Origin of the sequence: Idiomarina aquatica (assembly GCF_004362895.1) — a bacterium.
Lineage (GTDB): Bacteria > Pseudomonadota > Gammaproteobacteria > Enterobacterales > Alteromonadaceae > Idiomarina.
The window spans coordinates 47,105-65,975 of sequence record NZ_SNXI01000013.1 but is presented as its reverse complement, the minus strand read 5'-3'; the positions used below and the strand labels follow the sequence as shown (position 1 = coordinate 65,975).

At 52.8% G+C, this 18,871-nt stretch carries 22 protein-coding genes; 20 read left to right on the top strand and 2 right to left on the bottom strand.

What is annotated here, in order from left to right:
• Nucleotides 1–6: 6 nt before the first annotated feature.
• Genes DEU29_RS09870 through DEU29_RS09825 form a run of 10 tightly spaced genes read left to right on the top strand, consistent with a single transcriptional unit; the run spans nt 7 to nt 8,841 of the window.
• Nucleotides 7–879: a MinD/ParA family protein gene (locus tag DEU29_RS09870; RefSeq protein ID WP_133540187.1), complete on the top strand. Its 873-nt coding sequence runs from the start codon at nt 7–9 to the stop codon at nt 877–879.
• Nucleotides 872–1,597: an RNA polymerase sigma factor FliA gene (locus tag DEU29_RS09865; protein WP_133540186.1), complete on the top strand. Its 726-nt coding sequence runs from the start codon at nt 872–874 to the stop codon at nt 1,595–1,597. Before DEU29_RS09870 ends, DEU29_RS09865 begins: the two co-directional genes overlap by 8 nt.
• A 33-nt stretch (nt 1,598–1,630) precedes the next feature.
• Nucleotides 1,631–2,014 (top strand): chemotaxis response regulator CheY, encoded by a 384-nt coding sequence (gene cheY, locus DEU29_RS09860; protein WP_133540185.1) that lies wholly within the window; start codon nt 1,631–1,633, stop codon nt 2,012–2,014.
• Nucleotides 2,015–2,029: 15 nt separating this feature from the next.
• The gene (locus tag DEU29_RS09855) at nt 2,030–2,770 is read left to right on the top strand and encodes a protein phosphatase CheZ (protein ID WP_133540184.1); all 741 of its coding nucleotides are present in this window, start codon (nt 2,030–2,032) and stop codon (nt 2,768–2,770) included.
• A gap of 13 nt (nt 2,771–2,783) precedes the next feature.
• Nucleotides 2,784–4,970, top strand: coding sequence for a chemotaxis protein CheA (locus tag DEU29_RS09850; protein WP_133540183.1), 2,187 nt, complete (start codon nt 2,784–2,786; stop codon nt 4,968–4,970).
• 15 nt (nt 4,971–4,985) lie between these two features.
• A complete protein-coding gene (locus DEU29_RS09845) occupies nt 4,986–6,170 on the top strand; it encodes a protein-glutamate methylesterase/protein-glutamine glutaminase (RefSeq protein WP_133540182.1) in 1,185 nt (394 codons plus the stop codon).
• 2 nt (nt 6,171–6,172) lie between these two features.
• Nucleotides 6,173–6,958 (top strand): ParA family protein, encoded by a 786-nt coding sequence (locus DEU29_RS09840; protein ID WP_133540181.1) that lies wholly within the window; start codon nt 6,173–6,175, stop codon nt 6,956–6,958.
• A complete protein-coding gene (locus DEU29_RS09835; protein WP_133540180.1) occupies nt 6,955–7,776 on the top strand; it encodes a chemotaxis protein CheW in 822 nt (273 codons plus the stop codon). The genes DEU29_RS09840 and DEU29_RS09835 overlap by 4 nt, the downstream gene beginning before the upstream one ends.
• Nucleotides 7,777–7,823: 47 nt before the next feature.
• Nucleotides 7,824–8,336, top strand: a complete 513-nt coding sequence (locus DEU29_RS09830) for a chemotaxis protein CheW (RefSeq protein WP_133540179.1) — start codon at nt 7,824–7,826, stop codon at nt 8,334–8,336.
• A 16-nt stretch (nt 8,337–8,352) separates the two neighbouring features.
• Nucleotides 8,353–8,841, top strand: coding sequence for a DUF2802 domain-containing protein (locus tag DEU29_RS09825; RefSeq protein WP_133540178.1), 489 nt, complete (start codon nt 8,353–8,355; stop codon nt 8,839–8,841).
• A 71-nt stretch (nt 8,842–8,912) separates the two neighbouring features.
• On the opposite strand, the gene DEU29_RS09820 is transcribed toward DEU29_RS09825, so the two are convergent.
• Both DEU29_RS09820 and DEU29_RS09815 read right to left on the bottom strand, forming a co-directional pair.
• On the bottom strand, nt 8,913–9,191 hold the full coding sequence (locus DEU29_RS09820) for an EscU/YscU/HrcU family type III secretion system export apparatus switch protein (RefSeq protein WP_133540177.1): 279 nt from the start codon (nt 9,189–9,191) through the stop codon (nt 8,913–8,915).
• Entirely contained in the window at nt 9,188–10,903 is a 1,716-nt protein-coding gene (locus tag DEU29_RS09815) for a flagellar hook-length control protein FliK (RefSeq protein WP_133540176.1), read from the bottom strand. Before DEU29_RS09815 ends, DEU29_RS09820 begins: the two co-directional genes overlap by 4 nt.
• Before the next feature lie 140 nt (nt 10,904–11,043).
• On the opposite strand from DEU29_RS09815, the gene ccmA reads away from it, so the two are divergent.
• The 10 genes from ccmA to DEU29_RS09765 are packed head-to-tail and all read left to right on the top strand — an operon-like array spanning nt 11,044 to nt 18,839.
• Entirely contained in the window at nt 11,044–11,724 is a 681-nt protein-coding gene (ccmA, locus tag DEU29_RS09810; protein ID WP_133540175.1) for a cytochrome c biogenesis heme-transporting ATPase CcmA, read from the top strand.
• On the top strand, nt 11,721–12,407 hold the full coding sequence (gene ccmB, locus DEU29_RS09805) for a heme exporter protein CcmB (RefSeq protein ID WP_133540174.1): 687 nt from the start codon (nt 11,721–11,723) through the stop codon (nt 12,405–12,407). The genes ccmA and ccmB overlap by 4 nt, the downstream gene beginning before the upstream one ends.
• 1 nt (nt 12,408) lies before the next feature.
• The gene (locus tag DEU29_RS09800; protein WP_133540173.1) at nt 12,409–13,158 is read left to right on the top strand and encodes a heme ABC transporter permease; all 750 of its coding nucleotides are present in this window, start codon (nt 12,409–12,411) and stop codon (nt 13,156–13,158) included.
• Nucleotides 13,158–13,382: a heme exporter protein CcmD gene (gene ccmD / locus DEU29_RS09795; RefSeq protein ID WP_133540172.1), complete on the top strand. Its 225-nt coding sequence runs from the start codon at nt 13,158–13,160 to the stop codon at nt 13,380–13,382. The genes DEU29_RS09800 and ccmD overlap by 1 nt, the downstream gene beginning before the upstream one ends.
• Nucleotides 13,379–13,870, top strand: coding sequence for a cytochrome c maturation protein CcmE (gene ccmE, locus DEU29_RS09790; protein WP_133540171.1), 492 nt, complete (start codon nt 13,379–13,381; stop codon nt 13,868–13,870). Before ccmD ends, ccmE begins: the two co-directional genes overlap by 4 nt.
• Nucleotides 13,867–15,843, top strand: coding sequence for a heme lyase CcmF/NrfE family subunit (locus DEU29_RS09785; protein WP_133540170.1), 1,977 nt, complete (start codon nt 13,867–13,869; stop codon nt 15,841–15,843). The genes ccmE and DEU29_RS09785 overlap by 4 nt, the downstream gene beginning before the upstream one ends.
• Nucleotides 15,840–16,403: a DsbE family thiol:disulfide interchange protein gene (locus DEU29_RS09780; RefSeq protein ID WP_133540169.1), complete on the top strand. Its 564-nt coding sequence runs from the start codon at nt 15,840–15,842 to the stop codon at nt 16,401–16,403. The genes DEU29_RS09785 and DEU29_RS09780 overlap by 4 nt, the downstream gene beginning before the upstream one ends.
• Nucleotides 16,400–16,870, top strand: a complete 471-nt coding sequence (locus DEU29_RS09775) for a cytochrome c-type biogenesis protein (protein WP_133540168.1) — start codon at nt 16,400–16,402, stop codon at nt 16,868–16,870. The genes DEU29_RS09780 and DEU29_RS09775 overlap by 4 nt, the downstream gene beginning before the upstream one ends.
• Nucleotides 16,863–18,101 (top strand): c-type cytochrome biogenesis protein CcmI, encoded by a 1,239-nt coding sequence (gene ccmI, locus DEU29_RS09770; RefSeq protein WP_133540167.1) that lies wholly within the window; start codon nt 16,863–16,865, stop codon nt 18,099–18,101. Before DEU29_RS09775 ends, ccmI begins: the two co-directional genes overlap by 8 nt.
• A gap of 3 nt (nt 18,102–18,104) precedes the next feature.
• Nucleotides 18,105–18,839 carry an MlaA family lipoprotein gene (locus DEU29_RS09765; RefSeq protein WP_133540166.1) on the top strand — a complete coding sequence of 245 codons (735 nt, stop codon included), beginning with the start codon at nt 18,105–18,107 and terminating at the stop codon, nt 18,837–18,839.
• Nucleotides 18,840–18,871 lie beyond the last annotated feature (32 nt).

The following is an 18,871-nucleotide window of genomic DNA, read 5'->3' as shown; positions in this document are numbered from 1 at the left end:
GCGCACATGGACCAAGCAAGTGGCTTAAGAAGAATGAAACAATCTAAGATCAAAGTAATTGCAGTGACCGGTGGCAAAGGCGGCGTGGGTAAAACCAACGTGTCGCTTAATATGGCTATCGCGATGGCTCAGCAGGGCAAACGCGTACTGGTACTGGATGCTGACTTAGGCTTGGCCAATGTGGACGTGATGCTGGGCTTGCGGGTACAAAAAAACCTCTCGCACGTACTCGATGGCACTGCCGAGCTGCGCGATATTCTCATCGAAGGGCCGGCCGGCATAAAGATTGTCCCGGCGACCTCCGGCACCCGCTCTATGGTCGAATTAACTGAACGTGAGCACGCTAGTCTAATTCAGGCCTTCAGCGATCTGCAGCACGATTTTGACGTATTGATTGTCGACACCGCTGCCGGTATTGGTAACACCGTGGTCAGCTTTGCCAGAGCCTCGCAAGACGTTATCGTGGTGGTTTGCGACGAGCCCACCTCAATTACCGACGCCTATGCGCTGATGAAGGTGCTAAGCCGCGACCAGGGTGTGTTTAAATTTAAAGTGGTCGCCAATATGGTGCGCAACCTGCGCGACGGCCAGGTGCTGTTCAATAAGTTGACCAAGGTCACCGATCGCTTTTTAGATGTTGCGATAGAATTGTCAGCGATTATTCCGTTTGACGAGAACTTACGTTTAGCCGTTCGCAAACAAAAAGCCATGGTTATGGCGCACCCCAAATCACCGGCGTCGCTGGCGATAAAAGCGTTGGCGAAAAAGGCTCTGGATTGGCCGATTCCGGCACAAGCCGGCGGTCATATGGAATTTTTCCTTGAACAATTAATAACTTCTGCCGATAACGCTAATAAGCAGGATGTTGCCAATGAATAAAGCGGCTGTTTACAGCGCCCATGCCGATAACCGGCAGGCTATCATCGAACAACATACCGGCCTGGTAAAACGCATTGCGCATCACATGATGGCGCGCTTGCCGGCCAGCGTGCAGGTCGATGATTTAATTCAGTCGGGGATGATTGGGTTGTTAGAAGCGGCGCGTAATTTTGACGGTAGCAAAGGCGCGAGTTTTGAGACCTTTGCCGGTATCCGCATTCGCGGCGCGATGTTAGACGAGATACGCCGCGGCGACTGGGCGCCACGTTCGGTGCATCGAAATCACCGCCGTGTTTTAGAGGCTATCCGGTTGGTCGAAAACGACACCGGCCGCGATGCCAAAGACGTTGAAGTGGCTGAGCGACTGGAGATGTCGCTGGATGAATATCACGCTATCCTGCGTGATGTAAACTCGGGGCGCATTATCGGAATGGAAGATCTAGGCGTGTCAGAAGACGCCATTATTCCGGAACAAGTTACCGGCTCGCACTATGAGCCACAGCGGGATGTAGAGAATGATGCCTTTCATCGGGCGCTGGCTGATACCATTTCGACGTTGCCAGAACGTGAAGCTTTAGTGCTTTCGTTGTATTATGATGAAGAATTAAACTTAAAAGAGATTGGCGAAGTGCTCAGTGTGAGCGAATCGCGAGTCAGTCAAATTCATAGTCAGGCTATGCTGCGTCTTAAATCACGGATGCAAAACTGGGTTGACTAAACGTGGTAATCGAGAGCCTCAGTGGAGGGAGCTTTGGATAAAAATATGAAAATTCTTGTTGTTGATGACTTTTCAACAATGAGACGAATCATCAAGAACTTGTTGCGTGATTTGGGCTTCACTAATATTCAGGAAGCCGATGACGGCAATACCGCGCTACCCATGTTGCAACAGGGTGACTTTGACTTTGTCGTAACCGACTGGAACATGCCGGGCATGCAGGGTATCGATTTGCTTAAGGAAATTCGCAAAGACGATAACTTGTCGCACCTACCGGTATTAATGGTAACCGCAGAAGCCAAGCGTGAGCAGATTATTCAGGCTGCGCAGGCAGGGGTTAACGGCTACATCGTTAAGCCATTCACTGCAGTGACGCTTAAAGAAAAGCTCGACAAAATTTTCGAACGCATTAGCTAATAAGGGCAAGCCTCCATGACTGAGCAAGCCCGAAATGTTTCGTTAGAGCAAGCACGAGAGCTGGTAGAACTGCTTGAGGCAGGCCAACAAAGCAAAGCCAATGATAAACTCGACGAAATGTTTGATCGCCGCAACGACAAGTTATTCACGTCGGTCGGCCAGCTGACGCGAGACCTCCACGAAGCGCTGCAAGACTTTCAGCTGGACCCACGTATTGTGCAGTTGACCGAAGACGATCTGCCCGATGCCCAAAACCGCTTACAGTACGTTATCCAAAAAACCGAAGATGCAGCCAACCGCACCATGGATGCCGTCGAAGCGTGTTTGCCTATGGCTGATGACATGCATCAAAAAATCGACCGATTAATGCCACAGTGGCAAAAACTCATGGACAATGACATTCAGTTAGACGAGTTTAAGTCGCTTTGTCATGGCGTTGACGATGTATTGAAGTCGTGTGGCAGTAACATGCCACAGATCCATAGCCTGATGACCGAAGTATTGATGGCACAGGATTTTCAGGATATTACCGGACAGATTATCCGCAGGGTTATACAACTGGTCGAAGACGTTGAGAAGAATCTGATTGAATTATTAAAACTTTTTGGTGATGACGCCAAAAAAGTTGCTAAGCAAGAGCCCAAAGCGGCCGATAAAAATCAAGCAGAGGGACCGATTATTGACGCCGACAAGCGCGATGACGTGGTTCATGGTCAGGACGATGTTGATGATTTACTGTCCAGTTTAGGATTCTAGGAGCAGCACTCGCATGAGCTTTGAAATGGACGAAGATATTCTACAGGATTTTTTGATAGAGGCCGGGGAGATACTCGAGCAACTATCTGAACAGCTGGTAGAGCTGGAAAACGATCCTGAGAATTCCGACTTGCTGAATGCTATTTTCCGTGGCTTCCACACGGTTAAAGGCGGCGCTGGGTTTTTGAATGTACACGCGTTGGTCGATACCTGTCACGGTGCCGAAAACGTGTTCGATACCTTGCGTAACCATCAGCGTAAAGTCACCTCAGAGCTTATGGACGTGATCCTGCAGGCACTGGACACCATTAATGCACAGTTTGCGCAGTTGCAAGCGCGGGACGAGCCCGAAGCGGCTTCTGACGAATTATTACAAGCGTTGCATAAGTTAAGCGAACCAGAGACCGAAGACGATAGTGCTGCTGATGAGAGTGTTGCCGAAGCTCCGCCAGAGCCAGAACAACCGGCGGCAGAGCAACCATCGTCTGACGGTGGTATTGACGAAATTCAGGATGACGAATTTGAAGCGCTGCTCGACGAACTTCACGGCAGCGGCAAAGGTCCTGGTGCTACCAAAGCTGATGATGCGGCTGCAACTCCTGCTTCCGGCAAGGGTAAAGACGACGACGAAATAACTGACGACGAATTCGAGGCGCTGCTGGACGAATTACACGGCAGCGGCAAAGCGCCGACCAGCGCTGAAAAACAGCAAGAAGAACAGAAAAAAGCGGATAAGTCGAAAGACGACGAAATTACTGACGATGAGTTCGAATCATTGTTAGACGAACTGCATGGCCAGGGCAAAGCCCCGACGGCAGCCGACAAAGCGGCACAGCCGAAGGCAAGCCCTAAACCAGGCGAAGCCTCTAAACCCGCCGAAGGCGCCAAACCGGCCGCAGGCCCCAAACCAGGCAAAGCCTCTAAACCAGCGCAGCCGAAGGCAAGCTCTAAACCGGCCGAAGGCCCTAAACCCGCCGCAGGTGCCAAACCGGCCGCAGGCCCTAAAGCCGAAGCCGCAAAGCCACCCGAAACCACAGTGCGTGTCGATACCAAGCGTCTCGACGACATCATGAATATGGTCGGTGAGCTGGTGCTGGTGCGTAACCGTTTACTGAGTCTGAGTAACAACGACGACGCCGAAAACGCTCAGGAAATGAGCAAAGCCATTTCTAATCTGGATGTGGTTACCGGCGATTTGCAGGGCGCGGTGATGAAAACCCGTATGCAGCCGATCAAGAAAGTCTTTGGTCGATTCCCACGGGTGGTGCGTGATCTGGCGCGTAGCCTGAAAAAAGAAATTAACCTGGAAATGCACGGCGAAGACACCGACCTGGATAAAAACCTGGTCGAGGCGCTGGCCGATCCACTGGTGCATTTGGTGCGTAACTCAGTTGACCACGGTATCGAAATGCCGGATGACCGAGTTGCCAAAGGCAAGCCACGGCAGGGTACGGTAACATTATCAGCGTCGCAGGAAGGCGACCATATCATGTTGTCGATTAAAGACGACGGTGCCGGTATGGACGCTGAAAAACTCAAGCAAATTGCCATTAAACGCGGGGTGCTGGACGAAGACAGTGCCGCCCGTATGAGCGACGAAGACGCCTATAACCTGATTTTTGCCGCCGGCTTCTCGACCAAAGAACAAGTGTCGGAAGTATCCGGACGCGGCGTGGGTATGGACGTGGTGAAAACCAAGATCTCGCAGCTTAACGGCAGTGTTAAGATCAATTCGGAGCTCGGCAAAGGCACTGAATTGATGATCAAAGTGCCGCTGACACTGGCTATTTTGCCGACCCTGATGGTGGCAGTAAAACAGCAGACGTTTGCCTTGCCGTTAGCGGTAGTTAGCGAGATTATTGACCTCGACATGAGCAAAACCAACACCGTCGATGGGCAGTTAACGCTGATTGTACGTAATCGTGCGATTCCGTTGTTCTTCCTGGAGAAATGGCTGGTGCGCAATCCTGATGGCTCAGCCCGCGACGAGAATGGTCACGTTGTGGTGGTGCAAATCGGCAACCAACAAGTTGGCTTTGTGGTTAATGCGTTGATTGGTCAGGAAGAAGTTGTGATCAAGCCGTTGGATAAATTATTACAGGGTACGCCGGGTATGGCCGGCGCGACCATCACCAGTGACGGTGGTATCGCGCTGATTATTGATGTACCCAGCATGCTGAAGTATTACGCTAAACGTTAACGGATAACCCTCCACATGACAGTACGAGTTCTGGTGGTAGATGACTCGGCGTTTTTTCGCCGCCGAGTCACTGAGATCCTCGAACAAAACAGCCGCTTAGAAGTTATCGGCTCTGCCAACGACGGTCGCGAGGCCGTCGACAAGGCTAAATCCCTTCGCCCTGACGTCATTACCATGGACATCGAAATGCCGGTGATGAATGGCATCGACGCAGTAAAAGAAATCATGCGCTCGGCGCCGTGCCCGATTTTGATGTTCAGCTCACTGACACATGAGGGCGCAACCGCAACCTTAAATGCGCTGGAAGCCGGGGCGGCTGACTTTCTGCCGAAAAAATTTGAAGACATCGCGCGTAATCGCGACGAGGCGGTAAAAACCTTGCAAGACCGGGTGCTGGCCATTGCCAACGATACCGGTGCCCGTTCAACCCGCGCGGCGACACCGCCGCCGTCACCGGCGTCTCGTAGCTCAACGCCGTTGACACGAAGCCCCGCGACGAGGGGTTCGTCAGGTTCGGCGCTGGATCGGATTCGCCAACGCAGCGAACAACGTCAACGTCAGCGGGACGAGGCCACAGCGCCGGCCAGCGTCGCATCGACCAGTAGTTTAACCATTAATCGTGCGTATCAAATTCTGGCAATCGGCACCTCGACCGGTGGTCCGGTGGCGCTGCAAAAAATTCTGACTCAGTTACCTGCCGATTTTCCCTACCCGATTGTCATGGTGCAGCATATGCCGGCGGCGTTTACCAAGGCATTTTCGCAACGGCTCGACGGACTGTGTAAAGTGCGGGTCAAAGAAGCCGAAGACGGCGATGTACTGCGCCCCGGACAGGCGTATCTGGCACCGGGTGGTAAGCAAATGATTGTCGATGGCACCAGCAGCAACGCCCGTCTGCGTATCAAAGAAGACAACAGTGGCCGGGTGACTTACAAACCGAGCGTGGATATTACCTTTGCCAGTTTATCGAAGTTATTCGGTGGCAAGGTTTTAGGTGTTATTTTGACCGGCATGGGCGCCGATGGCCGTGAAGGCTCGCGCATGCTTAAGCAAAAAGGCGCCACCATTTGGGCGCAGGACGAGGCCAGTTGCGTGGTTTACGGTATGCCGCAGGCAGTCGCCTCGGCCGGAATTTCATCGCGTAGTATCAGCCTTAACGAAATGGGTAAAGCCATTATTAAAGAAGTGGGATACCACTAACGATGATCGTATGGACAGTCGCCAACCAAAAAGGTGGCGTGGGTAAAACCACCACCACGGTTGCCTTAGCCGGGTTACTGGCTGAGCGCGGCCAGCGCGTACTGTGCATAGATACCGATCCGCATGCCTCGCTGACCTACTACCTGGGCTTTGATTCCGAAGAGTTGCCGGCCAGTGCTTATGACGTTTTTGTTGCGGGCAAAAACATTACCCGCGAGCAAGTTAAACAGACTATCTTGCCTAGTGAAGTCGACAATTTGCATGTCATGCCCGCCACCATGGCGCTCGCTACACTCGATCGCAAGCTCGGTAATCATGGCGGTATGGGGCTGGTGTTAAAACGTGCGCTGGCGCTAGTCGCGCAAGATTATGATTATGTTTTAATCGACGTACCGCCTGTGTTAGGCGTGTTAATGGTCAATGCCCTGGCCTGCTGCCATCGGGTGTTGATACCGGTGCAAACCGAATTTTTAGCGCTAAAAGGGCTGGATCGAATGATGCGCACTTTAACGCTGATCCAGAAATCACGCGGACACGGCTACAGCTACACCATTATTCCAACGCTGTATGACAAACGCACACGGGCATCGCTGGATACCTATAAAAAATTGGTTGAGCGCTATGGTAAGTCAGTCTGGAGTGGCATGATCCCCATTGATACAAAGTTTCGTGATGCCAGTAACCAGCAACTACCGCCATCGGTGTATGCACCGAAATCACGCGGCGTACTGGCGTATCAGAGTTTATTGACCCATCTTCAGCAATTAGCACAGCAGGATACAGCATGAGCGGCAGCGATAAAGCGATGATGGAATACCTTAAAGCTCTGCTTGAGGAAGAGAAAAAGCCCGTAGCCGAGTTCAACGACGAACCGATAAAAAAGCTGCTGCAAAAAGCAACCGTAGCGCGCGAAGCGCCCAAACCGCGAGACGAAGTCGAGCCTACACCGGTCGCAGACCCCACACCGCGCGAAGCGCCCAAACCGCGAGACGAAGTCGAGCCTAAACCGGTCGCAGACCCGACACCGCGCGAAGCGCCCAAACCGCGAGACGAAGTCGAGCCTACACCGGTCGCAGACCCCACCCCGCGCGAAGCGCCTAAACCGCGAGACGAAGTCGAGCCCGAACCGGTCGCAGACCCGATGCAGGAATACCAGTCTGACGATTTCCAGGCATTGTTCTTCCGTGTCGCCGGGCTAACCTTAGCGGTGCCGCTAAAAAGTTTGGGGGGTATTCACACGCTCAGCAAAATTAGCCCGATAATCGGCAAACCGTCCTGGTTCAAAGGAATCATGACTGAACGTGAAGAAAAACTACAAGTGGTCGATACAGCTAGATGGGTGATGCCGGAAAAAATCACGCCGGAGCTGGAAGAAAAAATCGAATACCAGTATTTGATAACGCTCAACGACAGCCCCTGGGGCTTGCTGTGCGAAGAGTTGGTTGATAGTGAGCCCTTGCACCCGGACTCGATCCAGTGGCGCAGCGGGGTTAACGAAAAGCGCCCCTGGCTTGCCGGCGTGGTACGCGATCGCATGTGTGCATTGCTCGATGTTAACGCATTGATTACACTGCTGGATAATGGTTTGGGACACATCAAGAAATAACGTAGGTCGCGCCTTCGGCGCGACAACAAAAGACGCGGAGCAATACTATGGCGACGGAAACTCGAAACGTGAAAGACAACAGAAAAAACAACGACGCAGAAGCAAATGACGAAGTATTGCAGTGGGTAACTTTTCAACTAGAAGAAGAAACCTACGGCATCAACGTAATGCAGGTGCAGGAAGTACTGCGCTACAGCGAAATTGCGCCGGTCCCCGGAGCACCAAACTACGTACTCGGTATCATTAACCTGCGCGGTAACGTCGTCACGGTTATCGACACCCGTTTGCGTTTTGGTTTGCCGCAAACCGAAGTCACCGACAGTACCCGCGTAGTGATCATCGAGTCTGAAAAACAGGTCATCGGTATTTTGGTCGACAGCGTCGCCGAAGTTGTTTACCTGAAAAAGTCAGAAATCGATACCGCACCTAACGTTGGTACCGACGAGAGCTCACGCTTTATTCAGGGTGTAAGCAATCGTGACGGCGAACTGCTGATTTTGGTCGATCTGGATAAGATGCTGACCGATGACGAGTGGGACGAAATCTCACGGTTAGGTTAACAGACGGAGTTTGCCGGTGATCCTGTCGACGCCGCTGGTTATAGCTATTATCGCATTAGTGCTGGCCTTGCTGGCGCTAACTGCTGTGGTTATTACTGCGCGTAAGCAAAGCCAGGTAATTGAACGGCAGCAACAGCGTCTGATGATGCTGACCGAAACCGCCAGTGATATTTTAGCCCTCAAAAAGCAGCTGGAGCAGCAGACCGAGAAGCAGGACGGTGGCGATTTTGCCCAAACCCAGCAACTGCAGCAAAGCCTTGAGTTAAGCCTAAAGCAACAGCTGGAACAACAAAACCAGCAATTGCAGCAAACCGTCGCACAGCTTAGCCAGGAGCAGCGCGCACTGGAACAAAAGCTGCAACAACTCTCCGAGCAAGACCCCGGCGCCAAACTCTACCAACGCGCCGCCAAACTCGTCGCCAGCGGCGCCAGCATCGAAGAAATCATGCAGGAATGCGATCTGCCCCGCGCCGAAGCCGAACTCCTCGCCGCCATGCGGAGATGATGTAGCCGATTTTTTGGTTTCGATGGGATGCACCGGCGACGGGGCGCTACGTCCCGCCGGTGGATTTTCGTTTATTCCCACGAAGCCGGAAATTTCCCGTCTAACAAGTAGGCGAAGGCGATGATTTCGGCGATGATGATGTATAAATCGCGGGGGATTTCTTCGCCAACGTCCAGGCGCGCGAGCGAATCGGATAACAAGGGATCCTCGTGCACCATCACGCCGTGCTCTTTGGCTACCGCAATAATCTCTTCTGCCAGCTCGTCAAAGCCTTTAGCGATAACCTGCGGTGCATTGACGCCATCATAGGCAAGGCCAATGGCTTGTTTTTCTTTGCGATCATCGCTCATACGGTCACCCGAATTATTCCACTTTGTTGTTTCGCCAGCGTGTCTGGTACCCGACCTTTTTGTACCGTTAAATTCAGTCCGTTTACCTCGAGTTGTTCAAAGCGCTTAGTCAGTTTTTCCAGCTTGGTCTCCAGCGCCCGTTGCGCATGGTCAGATTCGGTATAAAAATCGACGCGGGTGCCGGCTGGGTGGTAGCGACCTTTAACCAATAACGGGCCATAACTTTTTAATTCAAAGCGCAAGGTAAATAACCACAGCGTACGGCCTTGTTCACCGTCACTACCACGTTCTTGCTCGCGACGAATCAATAACTCGTGTTGTTGTTCCGGCTGTTGCGCATTAGCCGGCAACAACACATAGTATTCCGGTGTTGCTGCCGATGTCTCAGCGAGCCTCGCCTGACTAGTTTGAGCACTGTTCACCGCCGAGGTAAATAGCTGCATTAAGCGCTGTAGTTGCGTTTGCGGCAATTGTTGCAACAGCTGGTTAATGCGTTCGCGCACTTCGCCGGTAAAACCGGTATCGCCGGCACTGCGTGGTGCCGGGCGCATTACTTCGTCAATTAATGCCTGTGTCAGCTGGCTTACCGACTGCTGTTGCGAGCCACTTAGCGGAGCGGCCGATTGTGACGCCGCGGCTGCGGGCTTTTGCATTGCCGTGCCCAACAACATCATCAGCATTTTGCCCAGCGTACCCATTTGTTGTTGTGGCGCTGTTGCGACGGGTTTTGCCGCAAACCAGTCGTTAACCCATTGCTTAAGTTGCTGCGGTTGTTGCATGGCCTCGCCTTTCGGCAGTTGCTGCAAAACGGCCTGTAAGACGCTGGCCAGCGCTTGACGCGGGGAGGGCGCTTCGCGCGGTGTGGGCTCGGCGTTGCCTCGCGGGATAGGCGCTTCGCGTGGTGTAGGCTCGGCGGTGCCTCGCGGAGTAGGCGCTTCGCGCGGTGTCGGCTCGGCGGTGCCTCGCGGTGTAGGGAGTTCGCGAATCAGGTTTTGCAGGGCTTGTTGCAATTGGTTGGGGGTGGTTTGGCTTGCTTGCTTTAGCAATACGCCCGGGGTGGTTGGCGGTGGCGCGGCTGTTTTCGGCGTTGCCGAGGCTGTTGGCAGCGTGCCTTCGGCCGCTACGGCTGTTTGCGCTGCGCGCGGTGTCAACAACGGCTGCTGCGGACTGCGTTGTTGAGTCACGCTTTGCAACAAGGCATCGGCTGCGGGCCTGGGCAGTTGTGCCAGTGGCAATTTAATCTCTACCGGTTGTTTAGGCGCTTTAAGACTAACCAATTGCAGGTTTAATTGCGGCTTACTCTCTTGTGCTGCTGGCTTGCTGACGGACTTTGCAATAACCAGCATCGGTTGTTGCGGCGCTTGCTGCTGTAGTTGCTGAATCTGTTGTTGCTGAGTCCGGGTTATGGCTACCGGCACAACCACGTTTTTACCCTGCACAGTTAATTGCAGCAGCACCTGTGGTGGCTGCTGTTTTGCCGCATTGGCGGGCTGTACGGTCACCTTTACTGCCATTATCGGCAAGCGGCTAAGTTGCTGGCCGACTTGCTGCTGCACACTTTGCTGCAATACCCCCATCAGCACTTTCGCCGACTCCGCATTGACCACCCGGGTTAAGTCATTCAATACCCGCACAGGCAACGCATCGGCCGTGGCCGATTTTGCTCCGCCACTGTTACCCAGCAGATTTTGTAGTAACTGACCCAGCTCCATGTAACCTCTGTATTACCCGTTAGCAAACGTTGACTTAACACGGACAAATTGCCGCGCCTTTACATGGTATTTTCGGCAGCAATTGTGGTAAACTCGAATTAATTTATCCATCTAAATATGCGCCTTGTTGGAACCCACGAATGACTCAGTTCGCGAGCTCAGCAGTACCACTATTACACGCAGACGGTGTAAGCTCAATTCGCAGTGGCCGCGTATTATTTTCGCAGTTGCAGTTTGCCGTGCAAAGCGGCGAAATTTGGCAGATTACCGGTGCTAATGGCGCCGGTAAGTCGACCTTGCTGCGTATGTTGACCGGATTGCTGCAACCCTCAGAAGGGCGCATCTACTTTAACGGCAATCCGATCGAAAAAGTTCGCGACGACTACCATCAGCAATTACTTTACATCGGCCACAAAGCCGCCGTTAAGCCCGAGTTGACCGCGCTCGAAAACGTCTACTGGCAGCGCCGTCTTAACGGCGATACTAACGCCAAAAACCAACAACAAAGCGATTGGGATGTGCTGGAACAACTGGGCTTACTGGGGCTGGAAGAAGAATTCACCGGTCTCCTGTCGGCTGGCCAGCAGCGTCGTGTAGCGTTAACCCGCTTATGGTGCAGTCAGGCCAAACTATGGATCCTGGACGAGCCCTTTACCTCATTGGATGTCGAAGGCATTGCCTTGCTGCAACAACGCTTTATTGAACATTTAAATCAGGGCGGCACCATTGTCATGACCTCGCACCAGCCGCTAAACGACCCGCAACTGCCGTTGCAGCAATTAGCGTTAGCGGCACCGCAATACGAGATGCTGGCGTCATGAGCAGTAGCGTGAACTCGACCGCACTGTGGCGGTCTGTATTGGTACGCGACTTGCGCATTGCAGCACGGCGGCGCTCAGATGCACTTAATCCGTTGCTGTTTTTGTTGATGGTCGTGACCCTGTTCCCGCTGGGCGTGGGCCCCGGGCCGGATATCCTGGCGCGCATTGCACCGGGAATTATCTGGGTGGCGGCGTTACTGGCAACCTTGTTGGGACTGGATCGGTTGTTTAAAGACGACTATAACGACGGCAGTCTGGAACAACTGTGTTTGCTGTCGCAGCCGTTGGCCTTTACGCTGACTGCAAAAGTGGCAGCGCATTGGCTGTTAAGTGGTTTGCCGCTGGTTATTTTATCGCCGGTGTTGGCCTTGTTACTGAATTTGCCGTTAGATGCCTGGTGGGCGCTGGCGCTAACCTTACTATTGGGCACGCCGGCACTGAGTGCGTTAGGTGCCATCGGTGCCGCTTTAACATTACAGCTACAACGTGGCGGCACGCTGATTAGCTTGATATTATTGCCGCTGTTTATTCCGCTGTTAATCTTCGCGACCTCGGCGGTCGAAAATGCCGGCATGGGGCTGGCGGTACACGGGCAATTGGCTATTTTGGCTGCAATTTCCGTATTAACGGTAACCCTGGCGCCGCTGGCAATGGCGGCCGCTGTCAGAATGAGTATGAATTAATATGTGGCGATGGTTACATCCTTACGCAAAACCTGAAGCAACCTACCGTTTAGTCGACAGATTACTGCCGTGGTTTGCCGCTTTAACTATCATTAGCCTGGCGGTGGGTATGATCTGGGGACTGGCTTTTGCGCCGGCTGATTACCAGCAGGGCGACAGCTATCGCATCATCTATATTCACGTGCCGTCGGCAATCTTCTCGATGGGCGCGTATTTTGGTATGGCGGTGATGGGCGCCATTGCGCTGATTTGGCAAATAAAAACTGCCGAATGGTCAATTCCGGCTATTGCTCCGGTGGGCGCGGCCATGACGGCTATCGCCTTATTCACCGGCGCCATTTGGGGTAAACCCATGTGGGGAACCTGGTGGGTGTGGGACGCACGCCTGACCTCAGAACTGATTTTATTGTTTTTATACGTTGGCGTGATGGCGCTTTACTATGCCTTCGATGATCAGCGTACCGGCGCCAAAGCCGCAGCCATACTGGCGATGGTCGGGGTGGTTAATCTGCCTATCATTCATTATTCGGTGGAGTGGTGGAATACCCTCCATCAGGGCGCGACTATTACCAAGTTCGAACGTCCGTCCATTGCTACCAGTATGCTGTGGCCATTACTGATTAGCCTGCTGGGCTTTATGTTATTGACCGCGACGCTGGTGATGATGCGTTTTAAAAACGAATTACTGCGCCACGAATTGCATCGGCCGTGGGCACAGAAGGTGCTGGGTACGGCGCAGGAGGCTGACTAATGGCGTTTGATAGTTTCAGTGATTTTGTTCAGATGGGCGGCTACGGATTTTATGTTTGGCTGTCTTTCTTTTTAACCTTTTTGGTGATTGCCGGTGTCGCATTGGATGCCGCGATTGGGCGTCGCCGTTTGCAGCGTCAAAGTAAAACGTTACTGCGCCGCAAACAGCGTCTGTCCAAACGTCAACAACGGCAAGCATCGCCGGTCGGGGAGTCGAAGCGATGAATCCACGCAGAAAAAAGCGCTTAACCTGGGTCGCAATCCTGGTGGTTGGCGTGTCAGTTGCGGTAGGACTGATGCTCTACGCTATGAGCCAGAGTATTAATTTGTTTTACACGCCGTCTGATTTTGTCGAAGTCGAAGAAGGCAAGCAGGCGCCGGTTGTAGGCCAGCGCATGCGCGTTGGCGGCATGGTGGTGGAAGGCTCGGTTAAGCGTAACCGCGACACCCTCGAAGTTAAATTTAATATCACCGATACCGGCCCCGAAATTACGGTGTTGTATCAGGGCATTTTGCCGGATCTATTCCGCGAAGGGCAGGGCATTGTCGCGCAGGGCGAATTAGTTGAACCGCGTGTGCTTAAAGCCAGCGAAGTACTGGCCAAGCACGACGAAGAGTACATGCCGCCTGAGCTGGCCGAAAAAATGAAAGGCATTAAACATGTTAATCCGAATTCACCTGAGGCTTACACTGACGACGGGAGCGAGCAATGATTGCTGAACTCGGACACCTCAGTATCGCCATTGCCTTAGCTTTTTCGGTATTGCTGGCCGGCTATGCGCTTTATGGCGCGTGGCGTGGGCACGGTGGCGTGATGAGTTACGCGCGGCCGCTGGCTATCGGGCAGTTTTTATTTACCGCTATAGCTTTTGCGATGTTGGTTACGGCCTTTGTCGTTAACGATTTTTCCATTGCTTATGTAGCCGCCAACTCGAATACTGCACTGCCGACGCATTATCGAGTGACCGCGGTATGGGGGTCGCACGAAGGCTCATTCCTGCTGTGGATGTTGATGCAGTCGGGCTGGATAGCGGCAGTGGCACTGCTGTCACGCTCGATGCCGCTACCGATGGTGGCGCGGGTATTGGGTATTTTAGGCCTAATCAGCATCGGCTTTTACCTGTTTATGCTAACGGTCTCCAACCCGTTTGATCGCAGCCTACCGATGATCCCGGTCGACGGCCGCGATCTGAATCCGTTATTACAAGACCCCGGCATGATCATTCATCCGCCGTTACTCTATATGGGCTACGTCGGCTTCTCGGTGGCGTTCGCCTTTGCTATCGCAGCATTGATATCCGGTAAGCTCGACGCCGCCTGGGCGCGCTGGTCACGCCCGTGGACTCTGGCTGCGTGGATTTTTCTGACGCTGGGTATCGCTATTGGTAGTTGGTGGGCCTATTACGAACTCGGCTGGGGCGGCTGGTGGTTCTGGGATCCGGTCGAAAACGCCTCGTTTATGCCATGGCTGGTGGGGACCGCCTTATTGCACTCGCTGGCGGTCACCGAAAAGCGCGGCAGTTTTAAATCATGGACGGTGCTGTTAGCCATAGCGGCCTTTAGTTTAAGTTTGCTGGGTACCTTCTTAGTGCGCTCCGGCGTATTGGTCTCGGTGCATGCGTTCGCCTCCGATCCCACCCGCGGGCTGTTTATTTTAGTGTTGTTAGCCATCGTTATTGGCGGCTCGCTTATTCTTTATGGTATGCGAGCCTCGCAAATGCAGGGCTACAGCCGTTACGACCTGGCCTCGCGCGAAGTGATGCTACTGGGTAATAACGTGCTGCTGATGGCCGCCATGATTGTGGTACTGCTGGGCACCTTGCTGCCATTAGTGCATAAAGAACTGGGCATGGGCAGTATCTCCATTGGTGAACCGTTCTTTAACGAGCTGTACGCCTACCTGGTGGTACCCTTTGCATTACTACTTGGGGTCGGCCCGCTGATGCGCTGGCGCCGACAGCCACTGCAGCCGCTACTTAAACCACTGGCACTGTGTCTGGTATTAGCCCTCGCACTGACCTTTATTTTACCGCGTATTTGGGCTGAACAACTGCCGGCGTGGGCGGCTATTGGTCTGTTCCTGGCGTTCTGGGTAGCACTGTCGACGATAACCGAAGTGCAACAGACCCTAAAACAACGCAAACAGGGTCTGGCAGGCATTACCCGTATACCGGCCAGCCATTGGGGCATGGTGCTGGGGCACATCGGCTTCGCCGTAACCCTGATTGGGGTGGCGTTGGTGTCGCATTACGAAACCGAGCGTGATGTTGCCATTGCGCCCGGACAAACCGTAGAAGTTAGTGGTTATGAGTTAACCTTTAACGAGCTTACGCACTTTGAGGGGTCTAATTACCTTGCTGATCAGGGCATTTTCCAGCTACATAAAAACGGCGAATTCGTTACCGAAGTGGTTAGCGAAAAACGCTTTTACACCGTTCAGCGCATGAGCATGACCGAAGTCGGCTTAGACGCTAGTTTATTGCGAGACTTATATGTAGCGATGGGCGAGCCTTTAGATGATGTTGCGGATGCGGATCAGCCCTGGGCAGTGCGTTTTTACGTAAAACCTTTTGTGCGCTGGATTTGGTTGGGCGCGATTATTATGGCCATTGGTGGCGCACTAGCGATGGCAGACAAGCGTTATCGTTCGAGTAAACGGGTTAAAGCTAAGGAGCAGCCGGCATGAGTGAAGAGCAGCCCAAACGCCGTTGGTGGGTGCTGTTTGCGCCCTTAATCGTATTTGCACTATTGCTGGTGTTTTTATTAAAAGGCCTCGGCAGTGACCCGACCAAACTCGAATCGGTGTTAATTGATAAATCGGTACCTGAATTCAATGCCGTGGACTTGTTTAACAACGACAAAGTTTACAGCCAGGAGGTGTTAAAAGGCGGTCCCATGCTGATGAACGTTTGGGCTACCTGGTGTCCGACCTGCCGCGCTGAACATGCGTTTTTAAACGAGTTGGCGGCACAGGGAATACCTATTGTCGGGCTCAATTACAAAGACGATTCGCGTGCCAAAGCCATAGACTGGTTAAATACCCTTGGCGACCCGTACACCGTTAACCTGTTCGATCCCGAAGGCGACGTCGCCTTTGAATTTGGTGTGTACGGTGCGCCGGAAACTTATTTTATTGATGCCGAGGGCAAAATTCGGTACCGCCATGTGGGCGACGTCAATGCTCGTAACTGGCAGAACAAACTCAAAGGCATTTATACCCAGTTACAGCAGGAGGCGCAGCAATGAGACATTTCAGTGCGTTAATAGCCAGCCTGTTGTTGTGTCTGAGCCTGAGTGCAATGGCGCAACAGGTTACCTATGATGGCCACGAGTTCGACACCGAACAACAGCGCAAGACCTACGCGGAACTGATCAGCGAATTACGCTGCCCGAAATGTCAAAACCAGAATATTGCCGACTCCAATGCGCCGCTTGCGGCCGACATGCGTGAACGCGCCTACGAAATGGTCATGGCCGGTGAATCGAAACAAGCTGTTATCGATTACATGGTCGCGCGCTACGGCAACTTCGCGCACTATAAGCCGCCGTTTAATGTATTTACCGCCATACTTTGGGTGGCACCGGTGGCGATTGCATTAATTGGCATTTTTCTGGCGTTGCGCTTATCGCGTAAGCGTAGCCAGCCGGTCACCTTAAGCGACGAAGAAAAGCGTCGCCTGGCGCAACTAAAGGCGGAGGGCAAAGATGATTAAGTTAGTACTGGCGTTAGCCGTGTTAGTCATCTTAGCGGTGATTGTCATTTTATTGGCACGGGTATTTCAGCACAAACAGCAGCTTAGTCGCGATAACGAAAATCAGCAGTGGTACCGTCAGCGCCTGTCCGAATTAGACGAGGATCATGCCAACGGTCGTGTCAGCGAGGAAGAATATCAGCAAGCGGTAACCGAGCTGGATAAAACCTTTGTTACCGATAATCGTAATATCGAAGCCGACATAAAATGGCTACCGGCTAAACCCTGGCTACCCATTGCCTTATTGGTGGTGATGTCAGTTGGGCTCTACATGGCATTCGGTAGCTGGACATTGCAGCGCCAGGCCGACGACGCCTTGCAGCAACTGCCCGAGTTAGGCAAAACCGTGTTACAGGAACAACAGCAGGTGGATGCCGAAACGCTGTCGACCTTTGCGCTGGGGCTGCGGCAAAAACTACAACGCCAGGGCGATGATCCCATCGCGTGGTGGATTTATGCCGGCCTGATGAGTGATCTACAACAATTCGATCAGGCCAATAACGCCTTTCAACGGTCGCTGGACTTAGATCCTGATCGGGTCGGCACGCTAATAAGCTATGCTCGCTTCTTATTGCAAAATGGTAGTGCTGAGACCAATCAGCAAGCCGCACAATTATTAGCTCGCGCACTTCGGTTGGAGCCGGATAATGCTGATGCACTGTCATTGAGCGGTTTTGTCGCGTTCGAAAATGCCGATTACGAGCAGGCCATTAATGCCTGGCAGCGCTTGTTATCATTAACGCCTGCAGACTCAAACCGGCGCGAGGTGGTGGAACAGGCAATTGCCGATGCCAAGCAGCAGTTGCAACAGGGTGCCATGAGCCTGACGGTAACCGTGGAGCTGGGCGAAACCGTGCGAGATGCAGTGCCTGCCAATGGTACCTTATTTATTTACGTAACTGCGCCTGATGGGGCGCCGATGCCGGCAGCAGTTAAGCGTGTTGCCGCCAGCAGTTTGCCGGTAACGGTAACGCTGAGTAATCAGGATTCGATGCTGCCCGACTATCAACTAAGCTCACTCGAGCAATGGAAAGTACAGGCGCGGGTCTCGCAAGATGACAAAATAGATGTCCAGGTAGGTGATCTGAATGCCGTACCTGTGGCTATTAATGCAAAGGATTCTGCCAGCGTTACACTAAGACTGACAGAGCGAGTTGCGACAACAGACAATCAAAACGGAAGTGGAAAGTAAGCGATGCAAAAAACGTGGTATGCGAAGCTGTTTGGTGCACTGATGTCAGTGCTGGTGTTGGCCGGTTGTTCATCCACACCGGATGATCCTTATGCCGACAAGAGAGACCCGTTTGAGGACATGAACCGCGTGGTCTGGGATTTTAACCAGGATGTTGACGAAGCGGTAATAAAGCCAACTGCCGAGGCTTACGAAAATGTTCCTGAACCCGTGCGTAATTCGTTGTATCGCGCATTCGAAAACCTGCAAGAACCCTGGTCATTTGTAAATAATATTTTGCAAGGCAAACCTAAAGATGCCGGTATTACTGTCGGCCGTTTTTTCTTTAACAGTACCATTGGTTTGCTGGGGCTATTGGATCCGGCCACCGAAATGGGCTTGACCAAACGCGAAGAGTCGCTGGGTGAAACGCTGGCGCTATGGGGCGTGCCAGACGGGCCGTATCTAATGCTGCCATTGCTGGGGCCAACGGTGCTTATCGACCGTGGTACCGACTGGGTTGACGGTAACTACTTCCCCTATACCGAAGTCGATTCAGATTGGGACATCCCGCGTTACACCGTAAAAGGCCTGGAGCTTCGTTTGCGGCTGCGCGATCAAGAGCAAGTTTTAGAGAACTCGCTGGATCCCTATACCTTTGTAAAAGAAGCCTACTATCAAAACTGGCGTTACAACGTGTATGACGGTAATCCGCCGCAAGAGCCGGCTGAAGACTTCGAAGATTTTGAAGATTTTTAATCAAATCGTGACATTGACGCCAGCCTGATCCT

What these genes read in the sequence shown, in the direction of transcription:
- ccmA (WP_133540175.1), top strand. Translation starts at nt 11,044, where the DNA reads ATGACTCAGTTCGCGAGCTCAGCAGTACCACTATTACACGCAGACGGT.
- DEU29_RS09850 (WP_133540183.1), top strand. Translation starts at nt 2,784, where the DNA reads ATGAGCTTTGAAATGGACGAAGATATTCTACAGGATTTTTTGATAGAG.
- DEU29_RS09775 (WP_133540168.1), top strand. Translation starts at nt 16,400, where the DNA reads ATGAGACATTTCAGTGCGTTAATAGCCAGCCTGTTGTTGTGTCTGAGC.
- DEU29_RS09830 (WP_133540179.1), top strand. Translation starts at nt 7,824, where the DNA reads ATGGCGACGGAAACTCGAAACGTGAAAGACAACAGAAAAAACAACGAC.
- DEU29_RS09820 (WP_133540177.1), bottom strand. Translation starts at nt 9,191, where the DNA reads ATGAGCGATGATCGCAAAGAAAAACAAGCCATTGGCCTTGCCTATGAT.
- ccmI (WP_133540167.1), top strand. Translation starts at nt 16,863, where the DNA reads ATGATTAAGTTAGTACTGGCGTTAGCCGTGTTAGTCATCTTAGCGGTG.
- DEU29_RS09765 (WP_133540166.1), top strand. Translation starts at nt 18,105, where the DNA reads ATGCAAAAAACGTGGTATGCGAAGCTGTTTGGTGCACTGATGTCAGTG.
- DEU29_RS09865 (WP_133540186.1), top strand. Translation starts at nt 872, where the DNA reads ATGAATAAAGCGGCTGTTTACAGCGCCCATGCCGATAACCGGCAGGCT.
- DEU29_RS09870 (WP_133540187.1), top strand. Translation starts at nt 7, where the DNA reads ATGGACCAAGCAAGTGGCTTAAGAAGAATGAAACAATCTAAGATCAAA.
- ccmD (WP_133540172.1), top strand. Translation starts at nt 13,158, where the DNA reads ATGGCGTTTGATAGTTTCAGTGATTTTGTTCAGATGGGCGGCTACGGA.
- ccmE (WP_133540171.1), top strand. Translation starts at nt 13,379, where the DNA reads ATGAATCCACGCAGAAAAAAGCGCTTAACCTGGGTCGCAATCCTGGTG.
- DEU29_RS09800 (WP_133540173.1), top strand. Translation starts at nt 12,409, where the DNA reads ATGTGGCGATGGTTACATCCTTACGCAAAACCTGAAGCAACCTACCGT.
- DEU29_RS09815 (WP_133540176.1), bottom strand. Translation starts at nt 10,903, where the DNA reads ATGGAGCTGGGTCAGTTACTACAAAATCTGCTGGGTAACAGTGGCGGA.
- ccmB (WP_133540174.1), top strand. Translation starts at nt 11,721, where the DNA reads ATGAGCAGTAGCGTGAACTCGACCGCACTGTGGCGGTCTGTATTGGTA.
- DEU29_RS09840 (WP_133540181.1), top strand. Translation starts at nt 6,173, where the DNA reads ATGATCGTATGGACAGTCGCCAACCAAAAAGGTGGCGTGGGTAAAACC.
- DEU29_RS09835 (WP_133540180.1), top strand. Translation starts at nt 6,955, where the DNA reads ATGAGCGGCAGCGATAAAGCGATGATGGAATACCTTAAAGCTCTGCTT.
- DEU29_RS09780 (WP_133540169.1), top strand. Translation starts at nt 15,840, where the DNA reads ATGAGTGAAGAGCAGCCCAAACGCCGTTGGTGGGTGCTGTTTGCGCCC.
- DEU29_RS09785 (WP_133540170.1), top strand. Translation starts at nt 13,867, where the DNA reads ATGATTGCTGAACTCGGACACCTCAGTATCGCCATTGCCTTAGCTTTT.
- DEU29_RS09855 (WP_133540184.1), top strand. Translation starts at nt 2,030, where the DNA reads ATGACTGAGCAAGCCCGAAATGTTTCGTTAGAGCAAGCACGAGAGCTG.
- DEU29_RS09845 (WP_133540182.1), top strand. Translation starts at nt 4,986, where the DNA reads ATGACAGTACGAGTTCTGGTGGTAGATGACTCGGCGTTTTTTCGCCGC.